Source organism: Vibrio algarum (assembly GCF_028204155.1).
Taxonomy (GTDB): Bacteria; Pseudomonadota; Gammaproteobacteria; order Enterobacterales; family Vibrionaceae; genus Vibrio; species Vibrio algarum.
Window position 1 is genome coordinate 1,711,783 of record NZ_JAQLOI010000001.1, and the last position, 12,680, is coordinate 1,724,462.

A 12,680-nucleotide genomic window follows, 5' to 3' on the forward strand; every position below is an offset into this window, starting at 1 on the left:
TATGAATAAACTCTTTTACGCCGTTGTACTCAGTTCTTTAGTTGCTCTAAACGGTTGTGGTGAAAAACCAGTTCAAACCATGAAAGAGCTTCCTAGAGTTCGTATTTTAGACCTTTCGTCCCAAACCGATGCGGTTTACGACGGCCGAATGTTCTTTCCTGCCATTGCTGCTGCGGCTGATCGGTCTCATCTGAGTTTTCGATTAGCAGGTCAAGTAAACAATCTAAATGTCAATGAAGGTGAGCTAGTCAGTAAAGGGCAGGTTATTGCTGAAATCGACCCAACAGATTTTAAATTAGAAGTTGAAAACAAAAAGGCGTCATATAATGTTGCTGATAGCCAGTATAGGCGTTCAGCGCCTTTAGTCGAAAAAGGACTGCTAGCCCAATCACAATTCGATGAATTGGCAGCCCAACGGATGATAGCAAAAGCAGAGTATGACTTGGCTAAGTTGCGCTTAACATTCACCCAATTAAAAGCCCCAATAGATGGCATTATCTCTCGAGTCAATGTCGAACAATTTGAGCAGGTTCAGGCTGGTCAACAAATCGTTAATATTCATAATCCACATTTTGTAGATATTGTGCTTCAAGTATCAGATAAGCTTTTTGCTAACACTCCAAAAATTGAAGATTTCCAGTCGGTTGAAGCCGACGTTAAAGTAACCGATGGGCTTATTTATACAGCAAAGCTTAAAGAATATACTACCGAGCAAGATCAACAAACTGCCACCTATACCGTTACGTTAACCATGCCTATGCCTGAGGAGTTGTTGATTTTAGACGGAATGGCAGTAGAGGTAGCCCCTAAAAAAGGTCATGTCGGTGACATACATACCGTTGCAATCTCAATACCAATAGAGGCGATATTTAACCCTGATGGAGATACCTTGGATAGGTTAAATAAATTTGTTTGGGTATTGCAACCAGACAATACAATTAAACGTACAAAAGTTTTGACCGGTCGAGTTAGTTATAAGGAAATTCAAGTATTAAGTGGATTAACGAATGAAGACAAGATAGTCATTGCTGGTATTAGCTCGCGTTTACGCGACGGAATGAAAGTAGATCTGGTTACGCAGGAGGCGAACTAATGAGCGATCAAGCAAATAAAAGCGAACCAGTACTGAATACAGACACATCCGAGAATCAAAAAGGGATTGCCGCATACTTCATTAAAAATAAAGTGATCAGTTGGATGCTGTCCTTGATTTTCTTAATTGGTGGTGCATCCGCTTTCTTCGAGTTGGGCCGCCTCGAAGATCCCGCATTTACGATAAAAGACGCCATGGTTGTCACGAGTTATCCTGGAGGAACACCGGTTCAAGTGGAAGAAGAGGTGACTTATCCGATAGAAAAGGCGATTCAACAGTTAATCTATGTGGACGAGGTCAACTCAATATCTAGTCGAGGTTTATCTCAGATAACCGTGACGATGAAGAACAATTATGGTCCAGATGACTTACCTCAAATTTGGGATGAACTGAGACGAAAAGTTAACGACTTGGCACCTACTCTTCCACCTGGCGTGAACTCACCACAAGTTATCGATGATTTTGGTGACGTTTATGGAATATTGTTAGCCATTTCTGGACAAGGTTACAGTTATAAAGAGCTTTTAGATTATGTTGACTACCTACGACGCGAATTGGAATTAGTAGACGGTATCGGAAAAATCAGCGTATCGGGACAACAACAAGAGCAAGTCTTTATTGAAATATCCATGAAGCGCATGAGTAGCCTAGGCATTGCGCCATCGACAATATTTAACCTACTAGATACGCAAAATACAGTGACAGATGCTGGTGCCGTTCGCATTGGAGACGAATACATCCGAATCCAGCCTACCGGTGAGTTTTCGGATGTTGAGCAACTCGGAGACCTGATTTTAACCGAAGGTGGCGCGCAAGGCTTAATCTTCCTAAAAGACGTCGCGACGATTAAACGGGGATACCTAGAAGTACCATCAAATATTATTAACTTTAATGGCCAACTTTCTTTGAATATGGGAGTGTCATTTAATACTGGTGTCAACGTTGTTGAGGTCGGAAAGCGGTTTAATCGAAGACTTGCAGAGCTTAAATATCAACAACCAATTGGGATTGATATAGCGGAGATCTATAGCCAGCCAAATGAGGTGGATAAATCCGTAAGCGGATTTGTTGTGAGCTTGGCCCAAGCAGTTGGTATCGTTATCGTTGTATTGCTTTTCTTTATGGGATTAAAGTCAGGTCTATTGATCGGCCTAATTCTGTTGCTAACGGTGTTAGGCACTTTTATCTTCATGCAATACATGGGAATAGAGTTACAGCGAATTTCGCTTGGCGCCTTGGTTATTGCCTTAGGGATGTTAGTCGATAATGCCATTGTTGTCGTCGAGGGGATATTAATTGGAACCAAGCAGGGGCGAACAAGGTTGCAGGCTGCAAGCGATATTGTTACCCAAACCATTTGGCCATTGCTAGGGGCGACAATTATTGCGGTTACAGCGTTTGCACCTATTGGGTTGTCAGACGATGCCACCGGTGAGTATTGTGGCACCTTATTTACCGTGCTTCTTATCTCACTCATGTTGAGTTGGTTCACGGCAATTTCTCTTACACCATTTTTTGCAGATTTATTCTTTAAAGAAACCGTTGTCGACAACGAAGATGGTGACAATTCAGATCCTTATAACGGAATGGTATTTGTTGTCTATCGAAACTTCTTAGAGTTTTGTATGAAGCGAGCGTGGGCAACTGTCATTGTGCTTGTGGTGATGCTATTTGTGAGTATCTACGGCTTTACGAAGGTGAAACAGTCGTTTTTCCCATCTTCTACTACCCCGATGTTTATGGTTGATGTTTGGATGCCGGAAGGGACTGATATTCGTGCAACCAACGATAAATTGCAGCTATTAGAAGGGTGGTTGACAGAACAAGACGGTGTAGAACACATTACCACAACCGCAGGTAAAGGCTTACAACGTTTTATGTTGACCTATGCGCCAGAAAAAAGTTATTCCGCTTACGGAGAAATAGCCACGAGGGTTGAGTCTCCAGAAGTGATGGATACATTGATGGCGGATTTCCGCTCGCACATTGAACTTAATTACCCAGAAATAAATTATAAGCTGAAAAAAATCGAGTTGGGTCCAGGGGGGCGAAAATTGAAGCTCGTATCGTTGGTTCGGATCCTACTGTGTTGAGGACGCTAGCTACACAAGTGATGGACGTGATGTATGCGGACCAAGGTACGACAAATATACGACATGACTGGCGAGAAAGAACCAAGGTTTTAGAGCCGATCTTTAATGAGAGTCAAGCTCGACGTTACGGCATCACAAAGTCAGATATTGATGAATTCCTGAGTATGTCATTTTCAGGAAAAAGCATCGGTGTATATCGTGATGGGACTACGTTAATGCCAATTGTTGCTCGATTACCTGATGAAGAGAGAGAAAATATAAACAACATTGAGAGCATGAAAATCTGGAGTCCGGGTTTAAGCGAATATATTCCTTTGCAGCAAGTCACGCTTGGTTATGAGACTCGTTGGGAAGACCCTTTAATTGTTCGTAAAAACCGCAAACGTATGTTAACCATTTTTGCGGACCCTGATCTGCTCGGTGAAGAGACAGCATCAACGCTGCAGAAGCGCCTGATGACGGAAATAGACGCGATAGAAATGCCACCGGGCTATTCATTAGAATGGGGTGGAGAATACGAGTCTTCCGCTGATGCACAAGCATCTCTGTTTTCGACAATGCCTTTAGGTTACCTATTCATGTTTTTGGTTACCGTGTTCTTGTTTAACTCAGTAAAAGAACCATTGATTGTTTGGTTTACTGTGCCGTTGGCTATTATCGGGGTATCGACAGGTTTACTATTATTGGACACACCATTTGGCTTTATGGCGCTGCTCGGATTTTTGAGCTTATCAGGTATGCTACTCAAAAATGGTATTGTGCTATTAGACCAAATAGAAATAGAGATGAAGTCTGGTAAAGAACCGTATCTCGCTGTAGTAGACGCAGCTTTAAGCCGTGTTCGTCCGGTTTGTATGGCTGCCATAACGACCATATTAGGGATGGTCCCACTATTGCCGGACAGTTTCTTTAAGCCAATGGCAGTAACAATTATGTTTGGGTTAGGCTTTGCAACAATACTGACATTGATCGTTGTGCCTGTGCTCTATCGTATTTTACATAAGGTAAAAATTGTCTCGCTTGAAGAGTCAAAAGGGTAATTTTCCTCACTAAAGCGTTTTACTCTTCGTAATAGGACTAAAACGCAAATAGGATAAAGATGAAGAGATGTGATTGGGTTGACGAAACCAAGCCAGATTATCTTGAGTATCATGATAAAGAGTGGGGAGTGCCCGTCTATGATGATCAGGTATTTTTTGAATTTCTAGTTCTTGAATCGGCGCAAGCAGGGCTAAGTTGGTACACAATTCTGAAAAGGCGTGAAGGTTATAGAGCCGCATTTGCAGATTTTGATCCCGTTCAAGTAGGGCGATTTGATTCAGATAAAGTTGAGCAATTATTGCAAGACAGCCACATCATCCGCCACCGGGCAAAAATTGAGGCTGCAATCAACAATGCACAACGGTTTGTGGAGATACAGCAACAATTTGGCAGCTTCAGTGATTATGTTTGGGCGTTTGTAGCTAATAAGCCGGTAGCAAATCAAGATTCAAACGAACCTCGTCCGACTACAACGGCAGAATCTGATTTATTGTTTAAAGATCTTAAAAAAGAGGATTTAAATTTTTAGGAAGCACAACGGTTTATGCATTTATGCAAGCGACAGGGTTAGTTAACGATCATGATATTGACTGCTACAAAAGAGCAAGGGAGCTTAAGATATGACTAACACTAAAGCATTATTAACTTATTGATGATAGATGAGTTATTTTTTTCAATTAAGGGAAAATATATATTTAAATTAATAGTGGCCAATTGTACATTTTTTCAACTAAACTTTAATGGTGTGTAATCAAGTTGTAAATACGTAAGTATTTTCTTATAGAACAACGGAACGTTTAGTTAGGTGCTTGATCATGAGCTCGTTAAAGGAAACTCAACAGTCGATTCGATTGAAAGATGTGCATCTAGATTCTTTATGTAAAGAATTGAAAGATATACATTCGCGTATTTTGGAAGAAATACCGGAAGTAGCAAGAATTGCCGTTGTATCTTATGACCACCGAAATTCCCAGCTATACACGTTTGCGGAAAGCAGCACAGGCGTGAATGTTTTTTCTAATTACTCTTTCCCGTTAGACTCTTGTCCCAACTTGAAAATATGTGCGGAGCAAAGGCGCACACGCGTTGTTGATGACTTACCAGCAACGTTGAATCGCAATAACAAACATTCAAATTGGCTTTTAGATCAAGGTTTTAAATCTTCCTATACCGTTCCTATTTATACGGGACAAAATTTTATTGGTTTTATATTTTATGACTCTCATTATAAAGGGTTATTCACTGAAGAAATTCAGCAAAAATTAACGATATACTGTGACTTGATAGGTTTCTCGGTTAATACAGAATACTCACTATTAAATGCAATACTCACCTCTGCAGAGATAACCAAAGAGCTTTCTCCTGGTTACAAAAATGAATCTAAAGAACATATGGAAAGGATGAGTATCTATGCGCAATTAATAGCGAAAGAAGTCGCAGATATTTATCACCTTGATGATGAGATGATAGAAAGTGTCCATATTTTTTCTCGTTTACACGATATAGGTAAGTCAGCGTTGTCGACAGATATCTTACTTAAGCCAACCCCACTGGCGGTCAGAGAGCGAGAGGTTATGAGATGTTATGTGCCTGATGGTATTAATGTAGTCGATAAAATTTTAGACAACTTAGGGTGCCCATCTCATCGCTGTATTGAAGTACTTAAGAGTATTGTTTCTTGTCATCAAGAGTTTTTAGACGGGACAGGTTATCCTAACGGTTTGTCTGACACTGAGATACCGATTCCTCCGCGTATTGTTACTGTTGCTAATATTTTTGATGCGCTAACAAGCCATCGTCCCTATAAACAAGCCTGCTCAGTTTCTGGGGCATTGTTAGAGCTGGAAAAGATGGTTCAAGGTGGGAAGCTCGATGCGCACTGTGTAAATGCATTGCGTGAACATCAAGAGTATTTAGTTGAAATTATAAGGAAGTATCCGGAATCTGATCCGAGTGTTAGCTTCTGATTTTATATAAATATGAAATAAAACCTATTCGTGAATAAAGCGCCCAAGGGTCTCTTGAGCGGTCTAAGGAATGATTATTTTACCGGTTATAAAAGCGCTTTTTCGTATCTTGCTAAACCTTTTTCTAGGTCGTCAATCAACTCATCTACGTTTTCTAAGCCGATATGCAAGCGTATGAGTGTGCCTTCAAAATTTGGATTTGCAACGGTCCGCAAACTGTTAAATGAACTTGGTTCATTGGCAAGAATTAAGCTTTCGAATCCACCCCAAGAGTAGCCCATGCTAAAATGTTTCATGCCGTCTAATAGTTCGGTTGTCGCTTTTGAATTTGTTGTTTTTAGGATGAAAGAAAACAGCCCATTGCAGCCAGTGAAATCTCTCTCGAAAAACTCGTGTCCAGGGCAACTATCTAAAGCAGGGTGACGAACGTGATCTACCTGCGGGTGGGCCGCGAGCCATTTTGCCACCTTAATACTGCTTTCTTCATGTTGGCGCAGCCTGACATCTAGTGTCCTCAATCCGCGAAGCCCTAAGTACGCGTCGTCGGGAGAGATACATTGACCCATAAGGTAGCTCTGTTCACGCAATTGATCCCAACACCTTTCATTAGATACCGCGGTACCAAGCATTACATCGGAATGGCCGACAATATATTTTGTAGCGGCTTGTATTGAAATATCGACCCCAAAATCAAATGGAGAAAAGTTAACACCTGCACCCCACGTATTATCTAATATGGTAATAATGTCTGTTTCATGGGCTATTTTTGTGAGTGTTGGAACGTCTTGCACTTCCATCGTAATTGACCCAGGGGATTCTAGAAACAATATTTTGGTGTTATTTTGAATGAGAGATCGGATCTCATCACCTATCATTGGGTCGTAGTAGGTGGTTTCTATTCCCATTTTTTTAGGATAATGTCACAAAAATTGCGAGTTGGCTCGTAGCAAGTGTCCACCATTAATATATGGTCACCTGTCTCGACGAAACAAAGAATAGCATTAGATATAGCAGCGGTGCCACAAGGGTAAAGTGCACAACCAGCACCGCCTTCAATTTGATTCATTGCATCTTGAAAGGCGAAATGTGTATTAGTCCCACGTCGTCCATAAAAAAGGGTTTTATTTGCTCTTTCTTTCGTGGCTTGGTTTTTTTCGGCAACGGTTTCAAAAACAACGGTGGAAGCACGTTGTACAGGTGGGTTTACTACACCATTAGTCCACTTCTTATCTCGACCAGCGGTAACCAGCTTTGTTTGTTTATGTTCGGACATCCATTTTCCCTGCATCATGTTTTAATTTAACTTGGTTAATTTAAAACATGATAGAAGAAATTAAGCAACCGAAATTCGAAGTAGAACCGTCTAAATGAACTAGAGTAATGGGCTGAAAAGATAAAAAACGCGCTCTAAAAAACGATAACGCATGCTTCTTTTTTTCCATTTTTCTTTTTTCACGACGGTCGATAGCGCTTTGTAAGAGTCTAACAACTCAACCATCTCAGCAGTGAAATCTTCGTTATCCACTGCAAGTGTTAATTCGAAATTGAGCCATAGACTGCGCATATCGATATTTACCGTTCCGACAAGACAATACAAGCCGTCGACAACGACCGATTTGGTGTGCAGTAATCCGCCATCAAATTCATAGATTTTTATGCCCGCGTTGAGTAGCTCATCGTAGTAAGAACGAGACGCCCACTGGACCATGAGTGAATCATTATTTTTAGGGATAATGATTTCAACGATAACGCCCCGTTGAGCCGTCATCTTAAATTCTTCGAGTAGCTCATCACTAGGAACAAAATAAGGTGTCGTAATACAAACAGACTTTGTAGCTTGGTTTATTGCGAGGGTTAATACTTGCTGGATCAGATTCTCTGGCATTCCGGGGCCAGAAGGCACTACCTGAATCGGCAGCGCTTTCTCTTGGCTTGGAATAATGCATTCAGGGAAACTAGGCATAATACGGTCTCCAGTTTCGACCTCCCAATCCCATGCATGAATTGCTGCGATAACATTCACTGTTGGCCCAGTAATACGAACCATCACGTCGACCCATTGACCCACTCCAGCATTCTGTTTGAAAAATGCCGGATCAACCATATTCATTGAACCTGTATAGGCAACTTTATCATCGATTACGATAATTTTACGGTGTTGGCGAAGATCAAGACGACGTAAAAATATACGCCATGGGCTTACTTCTAGGGCTTGCGTAATATCAATCCCTTCTTGCTCCATCATCTTTATCCAGTGGCTCTTAAAGAATCGATGACTACCAGCTGAATCGAGTAAAATCCTAACCGTGACGCCTCTTTTTGCTGCTTGGATTAAAGCGCTGCTAACGGCATCAACTAAACCACCGTTGTGCCAAATGTAAAAAACCGCTCGGATATGATTTTCAGCTTGGTCGATGTCTTGAATGATAGATCTGAGGATTTCATTTGGTGAACGCTGTAGAGAAAGATCGTTGCCGCATAGCGCAGGAATACTCATACGATGATTACATAGATCATCGATCTTAGTTATCTGCGGGCTCATTAGCGCAGGTAAGTGGGCTTGACAGTCGTGCAATTGATCAAACCATTCACCATAAGGTGAAAACATCTGTTTGGCTCTTTCGGCTCTTTTTTTACCTAGATTTAACTCACCAAATAAAAAGTAAAATATAACGCCCAGAACAGGAATGATGTAAATAATCATTAGCCAAGCGAGCGATACACTAACTGCTCGTCTTTTTAAAACAACGCGGAGTGTTACACCAGCGACAAGAAACCAGTATAGGCCAACGCCAACAAGCGCCAATATGTTGTAGAACTTTTCCATCTAAACCCGTAGAAAAAATATTGTTAACAAATCGATAATAAGGCCTTTTGCAAAATATTGCTTAGCTTAATTGTTAATGCGTGTCACAAGTAGATTTTATTGGTGGTATTTACTGAGAGTGAGGCTTTGAGAAGACTGCTTCTGTTCTCTGTTGAAAACCAGAAAACGCATATAATTGCTATAAGTAGAATATCGGGTGATTTAAGAAAAATACAGGGGTTAAAGAGTCGTTGTACGAAATAGCAACATTTATCTATAAAAATACCAATTAATGCCACAATATAAACCAAGAGGACTTTCAATCTTACTCTGAAACTGTTTTACTTGCCACCGCATGAATCGCCAACAAATTTTTTAGAAGTGTACAGTATAATTTTCGTAATCGTAAAATTATATTTACACTTTTTCCACTTTAGGGCGGTCTATATTCAACTAATTTAATAGAATATTTTTGGAGTAAGCGTGGCAACGAGTAATACACCCACAAAAAAACGTGATACGTGGGGATCAAAATTAGGTTTCGTAATGGCAGCAGCAGGATCGGCTGTTGGTCTGGGTAATATATGGAAGTTTCCTTATACCGCGGGCGAAAGTGGTGGTGGGGCGTTTGTTGCTATTTATCTAGTGTTCGTTATTTTCATTGGATTTAGTGTAATGCTTACTGAGTTCGCTATCGGTCGACGTGCTGCTGTATCTGCTGCGAGTGCATTTAAATCAACGGACCGTCGCTGGACTTTTGTCGGTGTTATTGGTGTTGTTAGTGGCTTATTGATCATGGGTTTCTATCCCGTAGTTGGTGGCTGGTCTATTGCTTATATTTTTAAAGTGAGCACTGGTCTCTTAAATACACCTGAAGCCATTGGCGATAGCTTTGGTGGCTTCATATCTAATCCTGTACAGCCACTTATGTGGATGGGCCTGTATCTACTTTTAAACGTGTTCATCGTTGTTAAGGGGATTTCAGGTGGTATAGAGAAAGCGGGTAAGATTTTGATGCCTCTTCTATTTGCCATTTTAATTCTGGTGGCGGTAAAGGGATTAAGTTTACCGGGCGCGAGCGCGGGTCTTGAGTTTTTATTCAAACCGGACTTTTCAAAAGTAGACAGCAGTGTTGTTCTCGCCGCAATGGGACAGGCATTCTTTTCACTTAGTCTAGGCATGGGTTGTATGATGACTTATGGTAGCTACCTGAAAAAGAAAGAAAACTTAGTCCAGACAACTGCTATGGTTACTGCCATGGATACTGGTGTGGCTATTTTGGCCGGTGTTGCTATGTTTCCGGCGATGTTTGCATTTAATATGGAACCATCAGCAGGTCCGGGGCTAGTATTCGTTGTCGTTCCTCAGTTATTCGCTGAAATGGGTGGATTGATTGGTCTTATGTTAGCGCTGCTGTTCTTTGTTGGATTGAGTGTCGCTGCACTAACATCATCGGTTTCTCTACTCGAAGTTGTGGTTTCATATCTCATCGATGAAAAAGGGATGAAACGTCGTACTGCTGTTATTTCTTCTAGTATCTTCATGGCAATGCTTTGTGTATTTTCTTCACTGTCTCTTGGAGGCGTTGGACCTACATTGTTTGACACCGGAGCGTTCGATATCTTTGATTTGCTAACAGACAAAATCTTCTTAGCGGTTGGCGGTATGTTGATTTGTATCTTTGCTGGTTGGCGTTTGAATCGCTCTGACTTAGAAAAAGAAATAACCAATGACGGTGAAATATCATTTCCACTGTTTGGTTTATGGTACAACCTCGTGAAATTTGTTATTCCTGCCGCAATTGCCATTGTTGCCTTTACAGGTATCAAAGCAGGGTTTGATAGCGGTAAAGGAGAGATAATGCTTATAGGTGTTGGAATCATTGGCATTGCCGCGCTGTTATCAAAGAAACTTTGATAACTAATAAGTAATCACTTTCTTCCAATAGGAGCCCTTAATAGGGCTCCTTTTTTGTGACAAGAAAAAGTCGCTTACACCGTTTAAAAATGTATACTCTGCGATCTGAAAGGAGCTGTACTATGTTTGATATCTTGCATCAATTTGATGATTTTTTGGTTATTACGAAACATCCTAATGTTAGCGTCCATAAAGATGATGGGGATACCATGCTTCTTGAAGAAATCGCTAAAGTAACTCATGATGAACAGCTATATCTTGTCCATCGCTTGGATAAGATGACCTCTGGCATATTATTGTTAGCCAGAAATAAACAGGCAGCGCGTGAGCTTTCAAATTTGTTTGCCAATAGAAACATCGAAAAATATTATGTAGCGATTGGTAGTAAAAAACCAAAGAAGAAACAAGGCTTAGTAAGTGGTGATATGGAGCGTTCTCGCCGCTCTAGTTGGAAATTAAACAGTAGTAATAACAATCCAGCAATAACACAGTTTTTTTCGGTAGCCGGTGAGGTTGGAGAGCGCATCTTTCTGTGTAAGCCGTACACAGGTAAAACGCATCAGATAAGGGTAGCTCTTAAGTCGGTCGGTTCGGCTATTGTTGGCGATCCAATTTACAATGCATCCTCAAATAGTGACCGTGGCTATCTCCATGCTTTTGCTATCCGATTTGAATATCAACAACAGATATTTAGTTTTAAATCCGTCCCTAATTTTGGTGAAAAATGGCAATCTACTGAGATGTTACAAGCATTACAACAGTGGAATGTTCCGTGGGATTTGTCTTGGCCTAAAATGAAATAGACTATGAATAAAGAAAATTTAGAGCAGTTTTTTTCTCATCTTCAACAAGAAGTGACTAATGTACCAGATGAGGTTCGTCGCCTTTTTCATGGGCGTGGAAGGAAATGGCAAGGGTTAGAGCAACTCACTTGCGACTGGTTGCAAGGGCAGCTTATCGTCAGCTTGTTTAGAGAAGTAGACCCAGACTTTTTAGACGATCTAAGAGACGGTCTATTGCGCTTTTCTATGCAACCTATTTGGAAAGAGAAAAATGGGACAACGATTTTATTGCAGCACCGATATCAAAATGGCGCGCCAGCCGAGATCATATTAGGTGATTTAGACGTTCATCCGGTTGTTGAAGAAAGTGGATTGAAATTCAAGCTGGACTTGGGGCGAAACCAAAACTCCGGTTTATTTTTGGATATGCGTTATGGCCGTGATTGGGTGCAGCAAAACGCAGAAGGGAAACGTGTTCTAAATTTGTTCGCATATACCTGCGGGTTCTCTGTAGCAGCAATACAAGGAGGAGCCGTCAAAGTCGTTAACGTTGACATGGCTAAATCGTCTTTAAGTAAAGGGCGCGATAATCATAGACTAAACGGACACGACCTTAAAAAGGTGAGCTTTCTTGCTCATGATATATTTAAATCATGGGGAAAAATTCGTAAAAACGGCCCCTATGATCTCATTGTCATCGACCCACCTTCTTTTCAAAAAGGCAGCTTTGCTCTAACCAAAGATTATAAAAAAATATTGAGAAAACTCCCAGAACTGCTAGCTGACAATGGTGAGGTTTTGGCTTGTGTAAACTCTCCAACAGTGTCGACGGAGTTCCTGATTGAAGGGATGTTAGAAGAGGCACCTCAGTTTGAGTATAAAGAACGTCTAGAAAATCCCCCAGAATTTGCCGATTTAGATGAACAATCCAGCTTGAAAGCGCTACTTTTTAGTTAATTTCAATCTGGTAATTTAATGGTT

General features: G+C 40.9%; 6 protein-coding genes and 3 pseudogenes. 7 read left to right on the forward strand and 2 right to left on the reverse strand.

Annotated elements, in window-relative coordinates; genetic code table 11:
* The first annotated feature begins 1 nt into the window (after position 1).
* The 4 genes and pseudogenes from PGX00_RS08180 to PGX00_RS08195 all read left to right on the forward strand — a co-directional run bounded on the left by PGX00_RS08180 (position 2) and on the right by PGX00_RS08195 (position 6,194).
* The gene (locus PGX00_RS08180; protein WP_272135155.1) at positions 2 to 1,093 is read left to right on the forward strand and encodes an efflux RND transporter periplasmic adaptor subunit; all 1,092 of its coding nucleotides are present in this window, start codon (positions 2 to 4) and stop codon (positions 1,091 to 1,093) included.
* Positions 1,093 to 4,226: pseudogene (locus PGX00_RS08185) on the forward strand (efflux RND transporter permease subunit). The gene PGX00_RS08180 and the pseudogene PGX00_RS08185 overlap by 1 nt, the downstream one beginning before the upstream one ends.
* A 59-nt stretch (positions 4,227 to 4,285) precedes the next feature.
* Positions 4,286 to 4,851, forward strand: a pseudogene (locus PGX00_RS08190) (DNA-3-methyladenine glycosylase I).
* 191 nt (positions 4,852 to 5,042) lie between these two features.
* Complete coding sequence (locus PGX00_RS08195; protein WP_272135158.1) at positions 5,043 to 6,194, forward strand: HD domain-containing phosphohydrolase; 1,152 nt, start codon at positions 5,043 to 5,045, stop codon at positions 6,192 to 6,194.
* An 86-nt stretch (positions 6,195 to 6,280) separates the two neighbouring features.
* Here PGX00_RS08195 and PGX00_RS08200 read toward each other — a convergent pair.
* Positions 6,281 to 7,467 (reverse strand): annotated as a pseudogene (locus tag PGX00_RS08200) (cystathionine beta-lyase).
* 99 nt (positions 7,468 to 7,566) lie between these two features.
* Positions 7,567 to 9,021 carry a cardiolipin synthase gene (gene cls, locus PGX00_RS08205; protein ID WP_272135160.1) on the reverse strand — a complete coding sequence of 485 codons (1,455 nt, stop codon included), beginning with the start codon at positions 9,019 to 9,021 and terminating at the stop codon, positions 7,567 to 7,569.
* Between the two features lie 462 nt (positions 9,022 to 9,483).
* On the opposite strand from cls, the gene PGX00_RS08210 reads away from it, so the two are divergent.
* The 3 genes from PGX00_RS08210 to PGX00_RS08220 all read left to right on the forward strand — a co-directional run bounded on the left by PGX00_RS08210 (position 9,484) and on the right by PGX00_RS08220 (position 12,656).
* Positions 9,484 to 10,917, forward strand: a complete 1,434-nt coding sequence (locus PGX00_RS08210; RefSeq protein ID WP_272135162.1) for a sodium-dependent transporter — start codon at positions 9,484 to 9,486, stop codon at positions 10,915 to 10,917.
* Between the two features lie 122 nt (positions 10,918 to 11,039).
* Complete coding sequence (locus PGX00_RS08215) at positions 11,040 to 11,720, forward strand: TIGR01621 family pseudouridine synthase (RefSeq protein ID WP_272135164.1); 681 nt, start codon at positions 11,040 to 11,042, stop codon at positions 11,718 to 11,720.
* Positions 11,721 to 11,723: 3 nt separating this feature from the next.
* Positions 11,724 to 12,656 (forward strand): class I SAM-dependent methyltransferase, encoded by a 933-nt coding sequence (locus PGX00_RS08220; RefSeq protein WP_272135167.1) that lies wholly within the window; start codon positions 11,724 to 11,726, stop codon positions 12,654 to 12,656.
* The last annotated feature ends 24 nt before the right edge of the window (positions 12,657 to 12,680 follow it).